Origin of the sequence: Streptomyces luteoverticillatus (genome assembly GCF_003970715.1) — a bacterium.
Lineage (GTDB): Bacteria > Actinomycetota > Actinomycetes > Streptomycetales > Streptomycetaceae > Streptomyces > Streptomyces abikoensis.
Window position 1 is genome coordinate 5640205 of sequence record NZ_CP034587.1, and the last position, 16130, is coordinate 5656334.

The window sequence follows — 16130 nt, forward strand, 5'->3', positions numbered from 1 at the left end:
CTCTCCAGCTCGTTCGGCAGCTCGTTCAGCAGCTCGTTCGGCAGGGCTTCCGTCATCCGTGCAGCCCGCATTCCGTCTTGCCCGTGCCCGACCAGCGGCCGGCCCGTGCGTCCTCGCCCGCCAGCGTGCGCCGCGTGCACGGCGCACAGCCGACGGAGGTGTAGCCGTCCATCAGCAGCGGGTTGACGAGCACGCCGTGCTCGGCGACGTACGCGTCGACGTCCGCCTCGGTCCAGCGGGCGATCGGGGAGACCTTGACCTTGCCGCGCCGGGCGTCCCAGCCCACGACCGGCGTGCCGGCCCGGGTCGGGGACTCGTCGCGGCGCAGGCCGGTCGCCCAGGCGTCGTACCCGGCCAGGCCCTCCGCCAGCGGTTCGACCTTCCGCATCCGGCAGCACAGGTCCGGGTCGCGCTCGTACAGCCGCGGCCCGTGCGCCGCGTCCTGCTCGGCGACGCTCAGGCGCGGGGTGAGGGTCAGGACCCGGACGTCCATCACGGCCTCGACCGCGTCCCGGGTGCCGATGGTCTCCGGGAAGTGGTAGCCGGTGTCCAGGAAGACCACGTCGACGCCGGGCCGGACGCGCGAGGCGAGGTGGGCGACGACGGCGTCCGCCATGGAGGCGGTCACGCAGAAACGCTCGCCGAAGGTGTCGGCCGCCCAGCGCAGGATCTCCGGGGCGGGCGCGTCCTCCAGCTCCCGGCCCGCGTCGAGGGCCAGCTTCTCAAGTCCGGTCATGTCCCCGCTCCTTGACCAGGCCCCGGGTCAGGAGTCCGAGGAAGGAGAGCTTGAACGCGCGGTTGCAGGCGCCGCATTCCCAGGCGCCGTGGCCCTGCTCACCGGGCCGCAGGTCCTCGTCCCCGCAGTAGGGGCAGTAGAAGGGAGCCGCACGCTCACTCATGGCCCCTCCTGATTGTTCGCTTCTCCGCCCACGCGGCGCAGAGGTGCGGCCATCGTCGATGTCTGCGGCCCGGCGGCCGCGTGTGCGTCGCTCACGACAGCGCCTCCTCGTCCGCCCTGGCCGCCCATTGGGCGAACCGTTCCCCCTCGGTTCTCTCCGCCTGGAAGCGCCGCAGGACGCGCTCCACGTAGTCCGGGAGCTCTGCCGAAGTGACCTTCAGTCCGCGCACCTTGCGGCCGAAGCCCGCCTCCAGGCCCAGCGCCCCGCCCAGGTGCACCTGGAAACCCTCGACCTGCTCGCCCCGCTCGTCGGTGACCAGCTGGCCCTTGAGGCCGATGTCCGCCACCTGGATACGGGCGCAGGCGTTGGGGCAGCCGTTGATGTTGATCGTGACGGGCTCGTCGAACTCCGGCAGCCGGCGCTCGAGTTCGTCGATGAGCGAGGCGCCGCGCGCCTTGGTCTCCGTGATCGCGAGCTTGCAGAACTCGATGCCCGTGCAGGCCATCGTGCCCCGCCGGAAGGGCGAGGGCGCGACCCGCAGGTCCAGCGCCTCCAGGCCCGCCACCAGCGAGGGGACCTGCTCCTCCGGCACGTCCAGCACGATCATCTTCTGCTCGGCCGTGGTGCGTATCCGGCCCGATCCGTGCTGCTCCGCCAGCTCCGCGATCTTGGTGAGCGTGGCGCCGTCGACCCGGCCGACGCGCGGGGCGAAGCCGACGTAGAAACGGCCGTCCTTCTGCCGGTGGACGCCGACGTGGTCCCGCCAGCGGTGCAGGGGCTGTTCGGGGGCCGGGCCGTCGGTGAGCCGGCGGCCGAGGTACTCGTCCTCCAGCACCTGGCGAAACCGTTCCGCACCCCAGTCGGCCACGAGGAACTTCAGCCGGGCCCGGTTGCGCAGCCGCCGGTAGCCATAGTCGCGGAAGACGCCGATGACGGCGCCGTAGACGTCGGCCACCTCCTCCAGCGGCACCCAGGCGCCGAGCCGTACCCCGATCCGGGGGTTGGTGGAGAGCCCGCCGCCCACCCACAGGTCGAAGCCCGGGCCGTGCTCGGGGTGGCGGACGCCGACGAACGCGACGTCGTTGATCTCGTGGGCGACGTCCAGCAGCGGGGAGCCGGAGACGGCGGACTTGAACTTCCGGGGCAGATTGGAGAATTCGGGGTTGCCGATGAAGCGGCGGTGGATCTCCTCGATGGCCGGGGTGCCGTCGAGGATCTCGTCCTCGGCGATGCCGGCCACGGGCGAGCCCAGGATCACCCGGGGCGTGTCCCCGCACGCCTCCGTGGTGGACAGGCCGACGGCCTCCAGCCGCCGCCAGATCTCGGGCACGTCCTCGATCCGGATCCAGTGGTACTGGATGTTCTGCCGGTCGGTGATGTCGGCGGTGCCCCGGGCGAACTCCTGGGAGACCTCGCCGATGACGCGCAGTTGCGCGGTGGTCAGCCGGCCGCCGTCGACGCGCACCCGCAGCATGAAGAACTCGTCGTCCAGCTCCTCCGGGGCCAGGACGGCCGTGCGGCCGCCGTCGATACCGGGCTTGCGCTGGGTGTAGAGGCCCCACCAGCGCATCCGGCCGCGCAGATCGCTGGGGTCGATGGAGTCGAAACCGGCCCTGGAGTAGATCGTCTCAATGCGTGTCCGCACATTGAGACCGTCGTCGTCCTTCTTGACCTGCTCGTTGGCGTTCAGCGGGGTGAAGTGGCCGACGGCCCACTGGCCTTCGCCTCGGTGACGGCCGGACTTGCGCCGCGCCGGGGCGGCGGCAGGGGAGCGGGAAGGAGTGTCAGCCATGGAGAAATGTCCTTAAGATCCGCATACGTCACCGGCAGAGGGGCCGGGCACGGCATACGAAGGGAAGCGAGGGCCACCCCGTCGGCGATACATGGCCGACGGAGGGAGGGAACGGTGGTGCTGTGACTGTCAGCCCGCCGGACAGATGGCGCTGGACATGCGGCCGAGGTCGACGTGACGCCGACTCACCAAGGCGATTCCAGCTCGGGACATGACGGCAGCGTGGCACGGCAGTCTTCGGCCAGTCCACTGTTGTCCGAATAGCAAGATGGACCATTCCGGGATGTGGAATGGTCCATCGGCTCGCGGGCCGCCGCCCGCCGTCGCCCCGCGCGCCGTGCCCAAGCCGCCGCTAAGCCGCGCCTTCCGGGTAAGCGCCAGGCCAGGGGCCCGGAGTGGGCGCGTCCGGCTCTTCCGTCACCTCGGTGGCGAACACCCGGAAGCCGCGCCGCTCGTAATTGCCGAGCGCGTGCGGTCCGTCCAGGCTGCACGTGTGCAGCCACACCCGCTTCGTGGGCTCCCGCTCGGGCCAGCGCTCGGCCAGGTCCCAGGCCCGAGCGGTCCCCACGCTCAGCAGATGGCCCCCGATCCGCCGCCCCCGGAACGCCGGGACCAGCCCGAAGTACACGATCTCGACCGCCCCCTCCGGCTGGGCGTCCAGCTCCACGTACCCGGCCGGCGTGCCGTGCTCGTACGCCACCCAGGTCTCCGTCCCGGGCCGCTCCAGAAAGGCCGTCCACTTCTCGTACGACCAGCTCAGCCGGTCCGTCCAGCGGATGTCCCCGCCCACGGCCGTGTACAGGAAACGGCTGAACTCCGGGGAGGGCACGGCCGCCCGTTCGATCCGGATGCCGGACGAAGCGTCCGGAACGTGAGCCGGGATGAGGTCGGCCGGTGAGGTCTGCTCCAGCGACCAGGTGGTCACGGTCGTCGTCGTGCTGTCGCTCATGGCCGAAACCTCATCACACACCTGTCAGCGGTCCACGGGCAGCCCCCGGCGCGCGGCCAGCACCAGCGGCGCCGTCGAGGCGGGCAGCAGGTCCTCGGGGGACTCAGGCTCCAGCAGACGCACCTCCAGCCCGTCGGCGAACCGGTACGGGCGGTGGCTCAGCACCCCCGCCAGGGTGCGCCGCAGCCGGGAGAGCTCCGCCCGCACCGTCACCGTGCGCGAGGCGTCGCCGAAGAGGTCCGCCGCCAGCTGGGCGGCCGTCCGCCCCGCCCGGTGCCGGGCCAGCACGTACAGCAGCTCGGCGTGGCGCGGGCTGAGGGCGTGCGACCACTGGCCCGCCGCCCCGGCGACGCTCACCGTCCACGTGCGCGGACGGCTCAGGTCCAGCACCAGCCGGCCGGGCGGCACGTCCTCGTCCACGCCCCGGTCCAGCCGGACCAGCCAGCCGTCCGGCAGCGGCTCCAGCGTGCACGGCCCCAGCGACGGCAGCCACACCCGCCCCGGGGCCGCCTCCAGGGGCAGCACCACCCGGCTCACCGGCGCCATCCCCGTCACGGCCGCCGTCCAGCCGTCGCGGTCCACGGCCAGCGCACGGCCGCCCAGCCGGGCCAGCATCGGCGACGCGACCGTGCGCAGCCGGTCCACCGACTCCCAGTGCCGGGCGCGCAACTCCGCCTCGGACACCTTCGCCACGGCCGTCACCAGGGCCAGCGTCGCCGGGTTGAACGCGGGCACGGGCCCCGACACGTTCAGCACGCCCAGCAGCCGTCCGTCGCGCGGATCGTGCAGCGGCGCCGCCGCGCACGTCCAGGCGTGGTGCGTCCGCACGAAGTGCTCGGCCGAATGCACCTGCACCGGCCGGCGCTCCACCAGCGCCAGCCCGATCCCGTTGGTGCCCACCCGCTCCTCGGTCCAGGACGCGCCCACCTCGAAGCCCAGCCGGTCCGCGCTCCGGCGCACCCCGGCGCCGCCCTCCCGCCACAGCACCCGGCCCTCGGCGTCCGAGACCACGATCAGATGCCGCACGGCGTCCACCGCCTCGCGCAGCCCCTCCCGCACCTGCGGCAGCACCCCGCCCAGCGGGGAGGCCCGGCGCAGATGCTCCACCTCCTCCACCGAGAGCAGGGCGACGGACCCGCCGGTGTCGGGGTCGAGGCCGTGGCGGCGCACCCGGTGCCACGACTCGCCGATCACCGGACGCGGTCGCACGGGCGGCTCGGCGCCGGCGAGGGCGGCCTCCCGGATGGCGGGCAGCAGCCCCGCGTCGATCGGTATGCGCTTCACGCTGCAATGGTGCCGCCGCGAGCCGCTCCGCGCCGGGTCATCCGCGATATTGCAACGCCTTGCAACCATTGCGAACGCACCCGCTCCGGGCGGAAGGTGAAGGGGAGCGGCCGGAGGGTGGTGCCGAGTCGGCGCAGCATCACCCTCCGCGGCCTCCCACCTGCAACGGTTCCGCAGGGCCCGCTGCCCGGCCGCGGGATGAACCGACCCGCCCGCGGCGGATACGGTTAGGTCGTGCAGGCAGCAAAAGAACATTCGGGCCGGGAGGTCGGCCGGCTCCGCAGGGCTAGGGCTCTGTACCGAAATGTCTCCAAACGCAGGATGGCGTGGCTGCTCCTGAAGGACACCGTCAACTCCTGCATGGAGTACCGGGTCACGGGACTGGCCGCCGAGGCCGCCTTCTTCACCCTCCTGTCGCTGCCCCCGCTGCTGCTCGCCCTCCTCGGGCTGCTGCGCTACCTGGACGACTGGACGGGCACCCGCACCATCCTCGGCATCCAGGAGAGCATCCTCACCGTGTCCTCGGCCGTCCTGTCGGACAAGGGCACCAAGGAGATCGCCGAGCCGCTGGTCCGGGACGTCCTCAAGCTCGGCAGCCCGGACATCATCTCCGTCGGCTTCGCCATCGCCCTGTGGTCCGGCTCGCGGGCCGTGAACGTCTTCGTGGACACCATCACGATCATGTACGGGCTGGAGGGCAAGCGCGGCATCGTCAGGACCCGGCTGCTGGCCTTCCTCCTCTACGTCGTCGCCCTCGTCATCGGGGCGGTGGCGCTGCCGCTGATGGTGGCCGGGCCGGAGACGGTGGTGAACGTCGTGCCCTGGAGCGCGGACGCCGTCCGCTTCCTCTACTGGCCCGTCGTCACCCTCCTGTCCATCGCCTTCCTCACCACGCTCTACCACGTGTCCGTGCCCGTCCGTTCCCCCTGGGCGGAGGACATCCCGGGCGCCTTCGTCGCCCTCACCATGTGGGTCCTCGGCAGCCTCCTGCTGCGCGTCTACCTCACCCACACCGTCGAGGGCGTCACCATCTACAGCTCGCTGGCCGCGCCCGTCGCCGTGCTCCTGTGGATCGGCGTCTCCGCCTTCGCGGTGCTCGTCGGCGCCGCCGTGAACGCCGCGATCGACCGGGTCTGGCCCTCCGTCACCACCGCCGCCGCCCGCGCCGAGGTCGACCGGCAGCGCGAGGCCGCAGCCGCCCGCGCGGCCGCCGAGCGGGCCGCGCGGGCCCTGGTCCACGAGAACGACGACGATCCCTGGGAGGCCGAGGAGGGCGTCATCGGCCAGGACCGGGAGCCTCCCTCGGAATTCCCGGAGCGCTGGGCCCAGTTCCTGCCCCCGAGGACGTCCGCTCCCGGCTCCACAAACCGGACCACCCGCCCAAGCACGCCAAACCGAACAACAAACGGGATCAGGGCTAGCCCCACCGAACGCCGACGGGCCGCGAGAAAACCACTCGCGGCCCGTCGGCGTTCGTCTCTACGATCGTTCTTGTCAGGACGATCCCGTCAGGACAAAACGACTCCACAGGAGGTGAGCACGCGATGACTGTCGTCGCCACGGGCCGCGCCCGCGCTCAGAAGACCATCCACACCTCCCTCCTGAAGGACCACAGTCTTGTCCGAGCTCAATGCTCCGCACCCCCTCTCCGCCTACGGCTGGGACGCGGGGTTCGCTGACAGCTTCGCCCCCCACGCCGCCGAGGGCCTTGTCCCCGGGCGGATCGTCCGCGTCGACCGCGGCCGCTGCGACCTCGTCGTCGCGGACGGCGAGAGCGGCGTACGCCATGTCATGGCCGACACCTCGCTCGTCACCACCGGCGACCCACTGAACATCATGTGCACCGGCGACTGGGCCGCCGTCGACCTCGCCGGAGGCTACGTACGGGCCCTGCTGCCGCGCCGCACCGCCTTCGTCCGCTCCACGTCCTCCAAGCGGTCCGAGGGCCAGATCCTCGCCGCCAACGTCGACCACGCCGTCGTCGCCGTCTCGCTCGCCGTCGAGCTCGACCTCGGCCGGATCGAGCGGTTCCTGACCCTGGCCTGGGAGAGCGGCGCCACTCCGCTCGTCGTCCTCACCAAGGCCGACCTCGTCCCCGACCCCGCCGCCCTCGCCCACCTCCTCGCCGACGCGGAGACGGCGGCGCCTGGCGTGACAGTGCTGGCCGTCAGCGCCGAGACGGGGGAGGGCGTCGACGTCCTCGCGGCGGTGCTGACGGGCGGCGCGTCCGTCCTCCTCGGCCAGTCCGGCGCCGGTAAGTCCACGCTGGCCAACGCGCTCGTCGGCGGCGAGGTCCAGGCCGTCCGGGCGACGCGTGACCGTGACGGCAAGGGCCGCCACACCACGACCACGCGCAACATGCTGCCGCTGCCCGGCGGCGGCGTCCTCATCGACACCCCCGGGCTGCGGGGAGTGGGCCTGTGGGACGCGGAGGACGGCGTCGGCCGGACCTTCGCCGAGATCGAGGCCCTCGCCGCGGAGTGCCGCTTCCACGACTGCGGGCACGTGACGGAACCGGGCTGCGCGGTCCTCGCGGCGGTCGAGGACGGCACGCTGCGGCCGCGCCGCCTGGAGAGCTACCGCAAGCTTCTGCGCGAGAACGAATGGATCGCCTCGCGCACGGACGCCCGCCGGCGGACGGAGATCCGCCGCGACTGGAAGCGGAAGCAGGCGGAGGGGAGGGCGGCGGTGGCGTTGAAGCGGGGGGTCAGCTGACGCCGGGGGGTGGGCCCCCGGGGCGTCTGTCGCCCCCCCCCGGGCCGGGGGCCGCTGCGGTTCGGGGCGCTGGCCGGGCCGGGGGCGGTGCGGCACCGCCGGGCCGCGGCGCGGTGGCTGATCGCCGTCGCGGCGGGAGGGGGCCCCGGTCCCGCCCTTTCACCGTTTCCCGGGGCTGCGCCCCGGCCCCCCGTGGGGCCGGGCTCGCTCCCCCCTACGCCGGGCCCGCGCAGTGGCGGGTCGCCAGTGCTTCGGCCCCCGCCAGGTCGCCCGCCTCCAGCGCGTCCAGCAACCGCAGGTGCTCCGCGGCGTGGGCGGCGAGCCCGCCCGTCACCACGCCCGGGCACTGGGACCGGCGGTGGAGCTCCTCCGCGACGATCACGAGCTGCCGGTTGCCCGTGAGCTCCAGGAGCGCCCGGTGGAAGGCCCGGTCGGCCTCCGCGTAGGCCGCGCGGTCGCCCTCGGCGGCCACGGCGGCCGTGCGCTCGGCCAGCGGCCGCAGCTCGCGCCAGCGGGCCGCCGGCACCGCGCGGGCGACCCGCAGCAGGGCGGGCACCTCCAGGAGCGCGCGGACCTCCGCGAGCTCCGCGTGGTCCCGCTCGGTGCGGCTGGTGACGCGGAAGCCCCGGTTGGGGACGACCTCGACCGCGCCCTCCAGGGCCAGCTGCTGCATGGCCTCCCGCACGGGAGTCGCGCTCACCCCGAAGCGCTCGCCGAGCGCGGGCCCGGAGTAGACCTCGCCGGGCACGAGCTCCCCGCTGACGAGCGCCTTGCGGAGGGCGTCGAGCACCTGGCCCCGGACGGAGTAGCGCTGGGGAACCCGGGGCGCGGGGCGGGCGCCGGGGGCGTAGGCGTACTCGCTCTCGTCATGGGTGTGCTCCCCGCGCGCACTCGGCGTGGCCTGCGCGGGTACACCGGTATGCGGCCGCGATACTGCGCTGTGGGGTCTGCCCTGCTCCATTGAGGTCCTCCTGGTGTCCCATCGGAACCATAGGCGGCGAATCCGACAGTTCAAACCCCGATACGTCTGGGTAAGGTTAGGCTTACCTGTTTATGGCCGGGATTCGACGGCCACCGGGCTCGACGTGACTGTCAGCCGCCCGAATCGGCTAAGCCACTCCATCGAGTGGATTGGTTAGAACTCAATTCACCTGCCGCTGGCGGGCGTTCGAATTCATTCGTCGCTCTCCGTATATCCTTGCCGTCCATTGGCGGTGAGTTACCGCGAAACCCCTTGGCACCCGGCGCGAGTCCGTCAGGATGGCGCGCGAAACGCCGTACTGCATGCAAGGGACGAAGATGAGAGTGACCGACATACCGCTGAATTGGGCGCTCCCCAGTGCCGTGGCGCTCATCGGGGCAGTGGTGGCGGTGACGGTGTACACGCGCGGCCGGAACACCGCCAGGGAGGACGGGGCCGCCGGCACGGACTCCTGGGAGCGCAACGAGGAACGCAGACGCCGCAAGGAAGCCCTCTACGGCAGCGCCTCGTACGTACTCCTCTTCTGCTGCGCCGCGGTCGCCGCGGCCCTCTCCTTCCATGGCCTGGTCGGCTTCGGGCAGCAGAACCTGGGGCTGACGGACGGCTGGGAGTACCTGGTGCCCTTCGGCCTCGACGGCGCCGCCATGTTCTGCTCGGTGCTGGCGGTGCGCGAGGCGAGCCACGGCGACGCCGCGCTGGGCTCCCGGATGCTGGTGTGGACGTTCGCGAGCGCCGCCGCCTGGTTCAACTGGGTGCACGCGCCCCGGGGCCTGGACCACGCCGGGGCTCCGCAGTTCTTCGCCGGCATGTCGCTGTCGGCGGCCGTGCTCTTCGACCGGGCGCTCAAGCAGACCCGCCGCGCGGCGCTGCGCGAGCAGGGCCTGGTGCCCCGCCCGCTGCCGCAGATCCGGATAGTGCGATGGCTGCGGGCGCCCCGGGAGACCTTCGGCGCCTGGTCGCTGATGCTCCTGGAGGGCGTGCGGTCGCTGGACGAGGCCGTGGAGGAGGTCCGCGAGGACAAGCGCCAGCAGGCCCAGCACCGGATGCGCCGCCGGGAGGCCGGCAAGCTGGAGCGCGCCCGGCTGAAGGCCTACAACCGGCAGCACCGGATGTGGCCCCGGGTGCGCGGCGGACGGCAGGTCGAGGTGACCGGCCCGGCCGTGCCGGCCGCCCCGCAGCCCGCCCAGATCGGCTCGCAGGCGGGGCCGGAGCCCTCCATAGTCGAGCCGGGGCAGCTTCCGGTACGTTCCCGCCCGCTGCAGTCGGTGGACAGGCCAGTCCCCATCGACCTCACAGCGGAGGACGACACCCAGGCCATCCCGCGGCTCGACTCGCTGGAGGAGAAACTGGCCCGGATCGAGCGGCAGTTCGGCTGACGAAGCCCGGACAACCGCCGACAGCCGTCGCGACGGCCCCGGACCAGGAGCCCTGAACCGCCTCGTGGAGGCGGTTCAGGGCTCTCGCGCGTCCAGCTCGAACCAGACGGACTTGCCCACGCCGTGGCTCCGCACCCCCCAGCCGTCCGCGAGGGCGTGGACGAGCAGCAGGCCCCGCCCGGAGGTGGCCGCCGTGTCCATGCCCCGCTCGCCGTTCCGGCCCGGAGGGCCGGTGGCGGGCGCCCGTACCGTCGGATGCCGGGAGAGGAAGTCCCGCACCTCCACGCGCAGTCGGCCCTTGACGGGCGCGGCCGGACCGCCGGTGAGGCGGGCGGTGACGACGGCGCCGCCGTCGGTGTGCACCAGGGCGTTCGTGACCAGCTCGCTCACCAGCAGCTCGGCGGTGTCGGCCCGGCCCGGGGCGCCCCAGCGGGCGAGCAGCGCGCGCAGCCCGGCGCGGACGTCGTGGACGGCCGCCAGGTCCTTGCGCGGCAGTCTTCTCTCCCAGTGCGGCCCCGGGGCCGCCGCCGCACCCGATTCGCCGGATCCCTCCGACACGCCGCCTTCCGCGGACCCTCCCCTGCTCTCGCGCTGTTCCGCGCCCGCCCAGTGTCCAGTCCGCCTTTTCATCCCTCGCCGACCCGACCCCTCCCCGGCGCCCCGGCCTCGAACACGCTCACGGGAAATGCATGCCCCGAGGCCGCCGAGTCGACGCCTGTTGACGCGTCAACATGGTTATACGACCGGAATCCCGAAGTCGCTTGTGCGGCGCGCGAATTGCCGACCCGAGGGGCCGGGCAGGCGGCCGTTAGCCCTCCCAGACCGCGCAGGCCGTACGGTCGTCGGCGTACCCCTTCACCCTCAGCTGGACGTCCGCGAGGAACTCCGCCAGCCCCGGCGGCTCCGTCCGGGCCCACCGCTCCGCCAGCCGCACGCCCAGTTCCGCCTCGCCGCGCAGCGGGTCGGCCAGACCCGCGCTGCACAGCAGCAGGGTGTCGCCGGGCCGGGCGATCGAGGCGCGGAAGCGGAAGGGCTCGGAGGGCACCTCGGCGGGGTCGATGACGGGCGCGGTGCCGGGCGTGGGGATGCCGAGGTCCACGGTGATCCGGTCGGCGACGTCGTAGCCCGTCAACGGCTCCGCCTCCGCCTCGGCGACGGGCTCCCGGGGCTCCGGGTCCAGGTCCTGCCAGGCGCCCTCGCGCAGCCGGAAGAGCCCGCCCGGGCCCACACCGAAGAACACGCGCGTCCGGCAGCGCGGGTCCACGGGAAGGAGCAGACAGCGCAGCCCCGCCGTGTACTCGCTCGGCCGCAGGCCCAGTTCGGCCGCGCGGACGCGCAGCCGGCCGTACGTGCGGTCCGTCAGCCGGTGCAGCCCCGACTTGAGCTCGTCGCGGCGGCCCGCGTGGATGTCCTCGACCAGCCGGGCATGGCTGCGCCCGACCGCGCCGCCCAGCCACGCGCAGATCTCCCGCGCCGCCCGGTGGGCGCCCTCCGCCGCGCGGGCGCCGCTCGCCATGGCGACGAGCAGCAGCGCGTCGTCACCCGCGCCGAAGCGCGCGGTCAGCAGGGCGTCCCGGCGGGGCTCGCCGCGGTAGCGGGCGGAGTCCCCGCGCAGCGAGCCGGCCCGCAGCGTCAGCGCCCCGTACCGGGCGCCGTCCAGCACGGTGTCGGGCACGAGGTCCTCCAGCCCGCCGGGGTCCGCGGCCGGCCATGAGGTCGGCTCGGCCTCGTAGGTGGGCGGGCGCCGCCCCACGTACTCGGGGGTGCGCAGCCGCGCGCCGTTCCGGCGCGGCGAACCGGCGACGGGGGACCGCTCGGGCGGGGGCAGCTCGGATGCCTCGGTGGTCTCCAGCGCGGTGCCGGGGGCGGTCGCCGCGCGGGAGAGGCCGGGGATGCCGGAGAACCCGGGCAGGTCGGGGAGGCCGGGGAGGCCGGCGAGGTCCGGCAGCTCCGGGAATCCGGGCGGCTCCGCGACATCGGGGATGCCGGCGGGAGCGCCCGGGGCGCGTTTGCGCTTGGTGAGCTCCGCGCGTTCTGTGCGTTCCACGCGTTCTGGGCGGTCCATGCGGTCCATGCGGTCCGGGCGTTCCGCGCGTTCCATGCGCTCGGCTGGGCCCGCGTACCGGTCCGGGTCCGCGACGGCGTCCGGCGGCTCCGGGGGAGCCGGCGGCACCGGCTGCGGAGGGGGCGGCGGGGAGACCCGCGTCCTGGGGTCGGGGGGCGGCGGCCCGTCGGGAAGCCCCTCCGGCCCCACGGGCGCGCACGGCTCGGGAGGCGGCGGGGGCGGGGGCTGCCGCCGGGGGTGACGGGGACGGGCAGGGCGGAGCCCCGGGAGCGGTCGGGCCCACCGGGGCCGGTGCCGGTGCCCGTGCCGGTGGCTCGGCCGCCGGTGCGGGGGGCTCCGCCGGTGTGGGGGGCTGCGTCAGTGCTGTGGGGGCCGGCGGAGCCGTTCGGCCCGAGACTGCCGTTCGTTCCGAAGTCGCCGTTCGGCCTGGGGGCGCCGTTGGGCCCGGGGCCGTTGTTCGACCCGAGATCGTCGTCGGGTTCGAGCTCGCTTCCGAGACCGTCGTTCGCTCCGAGGCCGCCGCTGGATCGGAACCCGCCGTCGGCCTTCGGGCCGTCGTTCGTTCCGAGGCTGCCGCCGGATCCGACATCGCCGTTCGCCTCAAGGCCGCCGCCGGACCCGTTGGCCGCGCCCGTGCCGTGGCCGGTGCCGTGGCCGGTGCCGTTGGATCCGTTCGTGGTGGGGGGCTCCGTACCGCGGCCGCCGGGGGAGGGGGCGGGCGGCGACCAGCGTTTGGTCTGGCGTGGCACCCCGCGGGACACGGCGGGCGAGAGCCCGCCCGGGCCGCCCGGCGGCGGGCCGGGCGGGGCGTCCGTACCCCCGGCCGCCCTCCTGGGCGGCTCGGGCCGTCGCGGCTCCGCTCTCGGCCGAAGAGGTTCCGGACCCACGATCGCCGAGGCGGAGGAGAACCGTTCGTCGAGGCTGTCGCCGGCGGCGACACCACCCGTGTCGGCTTCACTCCTGCCGTACAACTCGCGCCACCAGGCGTCCTCTTGTTCGGCGTACTGGTCCCCCTGCTGACTCATGCCCTTATTGTCCACACTGTGGGGCATACGGGAAGAGTGCACAGCGAACACCACCCCAGGGATGATGTCCCGAGCCATAACGCGGTCGCGGGGATGGGGAGGAAAGTCGCGTGCTCGGTTCCATGGGTGTGGACGCCATACAACGGACGGCACACGGGGAAAGTCCAGCGGAGCAGCCTGTCGGCGAGGGTGCGGCGGAGATCGTGAGGGGTGCCGGGGCGGTCGCCCGGCGGCTGTCGGGGCTCCGGCTGGGCGCGGTGGAAGAAGTGTGCGTCATGTTGACGGCCCGGGTAGGGGTGTTGACGGAGCGGGCCGGTGGCCCCGTTCCCGGAGGGCCGGGGGCGGTGGTCCACCGGACGGTCGTCGAGGGCACCCCGCCGATCCCCGGCCTGTGCCGGGTGGTCGACCGAATACCCGCCGAACTCGTCATCGTGGACCGCAGGGTCGCGCTGCTGCCCCTCGCCTCGGGCGCCGCCGGCACCGCCGCCCTGGTCGTCCACTCCGGCGCGCTGCTGGACTCGCTGATCGACCTGTTCGAGGACGCCTGGCACGAGGGCCGCCCCCTGCGGCCGGGCGGTGGATCCGTCGGCGGTCCGTCCGAGCCCGACGCCACCGATCTGGAGGTGCTGTCCCTGCTGCTGGCGGGACTGACGGATGCGAGCGTCGCCAAACAGCTCGGGCTGGGCCTGCGGACTGTCCAGCGCCGGGTGCGGCGGCTGATGGAGCTGGCCGGGGTGACCACCCGGCTCCAACTGGGCTGGCAGGCCGCCGAGCGCGGGTGGGGGCGGGGGCGGGGTGGGGTGGACGGGCCCTTACGGGGCTGAGCTCTTCGCGGTGCCTGGTATCACGGTGCTGGTTGCCCCGTATTTGGCCCTAGCGGCGAAGAGCTCCTTACGCCCCTACCAGGGCCCGTCCACCCCACCCCGCCCCCTCACGTCAGTACCTCGTGGGTGCGCTTCCGGGTAATCGGGCGGGCGGGTGGGCGAAATCCCGCGCCGCCAGGCGCGGGCACCCCGACGGCGGGCAGCCGGAACACGCGGCTACGCTCCTTCGAGCTCCAGGAGCAGCCGCTTGCGGTCCAGTCCCCCCGCGTACCCCGTCAGGGACCCGTCCGCCCCGATCACCCGATGACACGGCCGGAGGATCAGCAGCGGATTGGCCCCGACGGCGCCGCCGATCGCGCGGACGGCCGCGCGCGGGGCCCCGATCCGGGCGGCGAGCTCGCCGTACGTCGTGGTGGCCCCGTACGGGATGGAGCCGAGCGCCTCCCACACCCTGCGCCGGAAGTCCGTGCCCTCGGCGGCGAATTCGAGCTCGAACTCCTTGACCCCGCCCGCGAAGTACGCGCCGAGCTGGCGCTCGGCCTCCGCGAACGCGGCGGGGTCCGCGTGCCAGTCCGGGCCGACGGCCGGGGCGTTCTTCTGTCCGGGCACGGTGAGGGAGGCCAGGGCGGTGCCGCCGGGGGCCGTGGCGGAGGGCAGACCGGTGAGCAGCAATGGGCCCAGGGGGCTGGCGATGTGGGTGTACAGCATGGTCAGGAGTCCTTCGGTGCGTTCCACAGGTGGTGGAGGGCGTACGAGCGCCAGGGGCGCCAGGCGTCGGCGTCGCCGGCCGTGGCGTCGAGGGCGGCGAGCCCATGGCGTACTCCGGCGTCGCCCGGGAGGAAGACGTCGGGGTCGCCGAGGGCCCGCATGCGGATGTAGCCGGCGGTCCAGGGGCCGATGCCCGGCAGGCCGAGCAGGGCGCGCTCGGTGTCGTCGCGGTCCACGCCCGCGTCGAGGCGGACCGTGCCGTCCGCGAGGGCGGTCGCGAGGGTGCGCAGGGTCCGCCGGCGGGTGTCGGGCATGCCCAGTTCGGCGAGGTCGGCGGAGGCGAGGGTGGCGGCGTCGGGGAAGAGATGGGTGAGCCCGCCGTCCGGCGCGGCCAGCGGCTTCCCGTACGCGGCCACGAGCGTGCCCGCGAGGCGGGCGGCGGCCGGGACGGAGATCTGCTGGCCGAGGACGGCCCGTACGGCGAGTTCGTCGCCGTCGGCGGTGCCCGGGGAGCGGAGCCCGGGGCGGGCCTCCACCAGCGGGCGCAGCCGGGGGTCGGCGCCGAGCCGCTCGGCGACGGCGAAGGGGTCGGCGTCGAGATCGAACAGGCGCCGGACGCGGTGGACGGCGGCGGCCGTGTCGCGGGGGTCGGTGAGGTGCAGCCGGCAGTCGAGCCAGTCGCCGTGCCGGCGGGCTCCTGCGGGGGCCGGCTCATGGATCTCGGCGATGCCGGTGCCGTAGGGGAGGCGCAGGGTTCGGCGGTAGATCCGGGAGGCGGGGGTGGCGAGGACCTCCTCGATGCCGGTGATGGCGCGGCGCTGGAGGAAGTCGAAGACCTCGCGTGCGGCGTACGGGCCCCGGTGGGCGAGCCGCAGCGGGACGCCTGCGGGGCCGGCGCCCGTCCCGTGCCGCTGGGCGGGGCGGGCGCGGAGTTCGCTGGGGGTGCGGGCGTAGACGGCGCGGACGGTGTCGTTGAACTGACGGACGCTGGCGAAACCGGCGGCGAAGGCGATCTCGGTGACCGGCAGGTCGGTGGTCTGGAGCAGCACCCGCGCGGTATGGGCGCGCTGGGCCCGGGCGAGGGCGACCGGGCCCGCGCCCAGCTCCTCGGTGAGTTGCCGGTGCACCTGGCGGGAGCTGTAGCCGAGGCGCGTGGCGAGCCCGGTGACGCCCTCGCGGTCGACGACGCCGTCGCCGATCAGCCGCATGGCCCGGCCGACGAGGTCGGCGCGGACGTTCCACTCGGGCGACCCGGGCGCGGCGTCCGGCCGGCACCGGCGACAGGCCCGGAACCCGGCGCGCTGGGCGGCCGCCGCCGACGGATAGAAGCCGACATTCGCCCGCTTCGGCGTCACGGCGGGGCAGCTCGGCCGGCAGTAGATCCCGGTGGTGGTGACGCCGAGGTAGAACACCCCGTCGAAACGCGCGTCCCGGCTGGTCACGGCCAGATAGCGGGTGTCGTCGTCGAGGGTGGTGGAGTGGTCCGTGGGGCGTTCCATGAGTCCAGTCTG

General features: G+C 74.2%; 15 protein-coding genes. 4 read left to right on the forward strand and 11 right to left on the reverse strand.

From position 1 onward, the window contains the following. Positions 1 to 52 precede the first annotated feature (52 nt). The 6 genes from EKH77_RS25185 to EKH77_RS25205 form a co-directional block, all read right to left on the reverse strand. Positions 53 to 736, reverse strand: coding sequence for a phosphoadenylyl-sulfate reductase (locus EKH77_RS25185; RefSeq protein ID WP_126916581.1), 684 nt, complete (start codon positions 734 to 736; stop codon positions 53 to 55). Next, positions 723 to 899 carry a hypothetical protein gene (locus EKH77_RS25190; RefSeq protein WP_126916582.1) on the reverse strand — a complete coding sequence of 59 codons (177 nt, stop codon included), beginning with the start codon at positions 897 to 899 and terminating at the stop codon, positions 723 to 725. Before EKH77_RS25190 ends, EKH77_RS25185 begins: the two co-directional genes overlap by 14 nt. A 91-nt stretch (positions 900 to 990) precedes the next feature. Then, a complete protein-coding gene (locus tag EKH77_RS25195; protein WP_126916583.1) occupies positions 991 to 2691 on the reverse strand; it encodes a nitrite/sulfite reductase in 1701 nt (566 codons plus the stop codon). 129 nt (positions 2692 to 2820) lie between these two features. Beyond that, the gene (locus tag EKH77_RS34810) at positions 2821 to 2904 is read right to left on the reverse strand and encodes a putative leader peptide (protein WP_309471194.1); all 84 of its coding nucleotides are present in this window, start codon (positions 2902 to 2904) and stop codon (positions 2821 to 2823) included. A gap of 139 nt (positions 2905 to 3043) precedes the next feature. Further along, a complete protein-coding gene (locus tag EKH77_RS25200; RefSeq protein ID WP_126916584.1) occupies positions 3044 to 3640 on the reverse strand; it encodes a GNAT family N-acetyltransferase in 597 nt (198 codons plus the stop codon). A gap of 24 nt (positions 3641 to 3664) precedes the next feature. Next, positions 3665 to 4924, reverse strand: coding sequence for a GAF domain-containing protein (locus EKH77_RS25205; RefSeq protein ID WP_240667515.1), 1260 nt, complete (start codon positions 4922 to 4924; stop codon positions 3665 to 3667). A gap of 321 nt (positions 4925 to 5245) precedes the next feature. On the opposite strand from EKH77_RS25205, the gene EKH77_RS25210 reads away from it, so the two are divergent. Together EKH77_RS25210 and rsgA are read left to right on the forward strand one after the other, a co-directional pair. After that, positions 5246 to 6472, forward strand: a complete 1227-nt coding sequence (locus EKH77_RS25210) for a YihY/virulence factor BrkB family protein (RefSeq protein ID WP_126916586.1) — start codon at positions 5246 to 5248, stop codon at positions 6470 to 6472. A gap of 69 nt (positions 6473 to 6541) precedes the next feature. Beyond that, positions 6542 to 7639, forward strand: a complete 1098-nt coding sequence (rsgA, locus tag EKH77_RS25215) for a ribosome small subunit-dependent GTPase A (protein ID WP_126916587.1) — start codon at positions 6542 to 6544, stop codon at positions 7637 to 7639. 214 nt (positions 7640 to 7853) lie between these two features. Here rsgA and EKH77_RS25220 read toward each other — a convergent pair whose 3' ends face one another. Then, positions 7854 to 8600, reverse strand: a complete 747-nt coding sequence (locus EKH77_RS25220) for a GntR family transcriptional regulator (RefSeq protein WP_126916588.1) — start codon at positions 8598 to 8600, stop codon at positions 7854 to 7856. 338 nt (positions 8601 to 8938) lie between these two features. On the opposite strand from EKH77_RS25220, the gene EKH77_RS25225 reads away from it, so the two are divergent. Next, positions 8939 to 9997 (forward strand): DUF2637 domain-containing protein, encoded by a 1059-nt coding sequence (locus EKH77_RS25225; protein WP_126916589.1) that lies wholly within the window; start codon positions 8939 to 8941, stop codon positions 9995 to 9997. A 75-nt stretch (positions 9998 to 10072) separates the two neighbouring features. Here the strand turns inward: EKH77_RS25225 and EKH77_RS25230 are convergent, their stop codons facing one another. Further along, complete coding sequence (locus tag EKH77_RS25230; protein ID WP_240667517.1) at positions 10073 to 10555, reverse strand: ATP-binding protein; 483 nt, start codon at positions 10553 to 10555, stop codon at positions 10073 to 10075. Positions 10556 to 10805: 250 nt separating this feature from the next. Further along, positions 10806 to 12044, reverse strand: coding sequence for a protein phosphatase 2C domain-containing protein (locus EKH77_RS25235; protein ID WP_430981009.1), 1239 nt, complete (start codon positions 12042 to 12044; stop codon positions 10806 to 10808). A 1246-nt stretch (positions 12045 to 13290) separates the two neighbouring features. Here EKH77_RS25235 and EKH77_RS25240 point away from each other — a divergent pair. Further along, positions 13291 to 13911: a helix-turn-helix transcriptional regulator gene (locus tag EKH77_RS25240; protein WP_126916591.1), complete on the forward strand. Its 621-nt coding sequence runs from the start codon at positions 13291 to 13293 to the stop codon at positions 13909 to 13911. Between the two features lie 216 nt (positions 13912 to 14127). Here EKH77_RS25240 and EKH77_RS25245 read toward each other — a convergent pair whose 3' ends face one another. Continuing rightward, the gene (locus EKH77_RS25245; RefSeq protein ID WP_126916592.1) at positions 14128 to 14619 is read right to left on the reverse strand and encodes a methylated-DNA--[protein]-cysteine S-methyltransferase; all 492 of its coding nucleotides are present in this window, start codon (positions 14617 to 14619) and stop codon (positions 14128 to 14130) included. 2 nt (positions 14620 to 14621) lie between these two features. Next, the gene (locus tag EKH77_RS25250) at positions 14622 to 16118 is read right to left on the reverse strand and encodes a DNA-3-methyladenine glycosylase 2 family protein (protein ID WP_126916593.1); all 1497 of its coding nucleotides are present in this window, start codon (positions 16116 to 16118) and stop codon (positions 14622 to 14624) included. Between the last annotated feature and the right edge of the window lie 12 nt (positions 16119 to 16130).

Bases quoted from the DNA above. Each gene is read 5' to 3' on its own strand.
- EKH77_RS25185 (WP_126916581.1), bottom strand. From the start codon at position 736: ATGACCGGACTTGAGAAGCTGGCCCTCGACGCGGGCCGGGAGCTGGAG.
- EKH77_RS25190 (WP_126916582.1), bottom strand. From the start codon at position 899: ATGAGTGAGCGTGCGGCTCCCTTCTACTGCCCCTACTGCGGGGACGAG.
- EKH77_RS25195 (WP_126916583.1), bottom strand. From the start codon at position 2,691: ATGGCTGACACTCCTTCCCGCTCCCCTGCCGCCGCCCCGGCGCGGCGC.
- EKH77_RS34810 (WP_309471194.1), bottom strand. From the start codon at position 2,904: ATGTCCCGAGCTGGAATCGCCTTGGTGAGTCGGCGTCACGTCGACCTC.
- EKH77_RS25200 (WP_126916584.1), bottom strand. From the start codon at position 3,640: ATGAGCGACAGCACGACGACGACCGTGACCACCTGGTCGCTGGAGCAG.
- EKH77_RS25210 (WP_126916586.1), top strand. From the start codon at position 5,246: ATGGCGTGGCTGCTCCTGAAGGACACCGTCAACTCCTGCATGGAGTAC.
- EKH77_RS25220 (WP_126916588.1), bottom strand. From the start codon at position 8,600: ATGGAGCAGGGCAGACCCCACAGCGCAGTATCGCGGCCGCATACCGGT.
- EKH77_RS25225 (WP_126916589.1), top strand. From the start codon at position 8,939: ATGAGAGTGACCGACATACCGCTGAATTGGGCGCTCCCCAGTGCCGTG.
- EKH77_RS25245 (WP_126916592.1), bottom strand. From the start codon at position 14,619: ATGCTGTACACCCACATCGCCAGCCCCCTGGGCCCATTGCTGCTCACC.
- EKH77_RS25250 (WP_126916593.1), bottom strand. From the start codon at position 16,118: ATGGAACGCCCCACGGACCACTCCACCACCCTCGACGACGACACCCGC.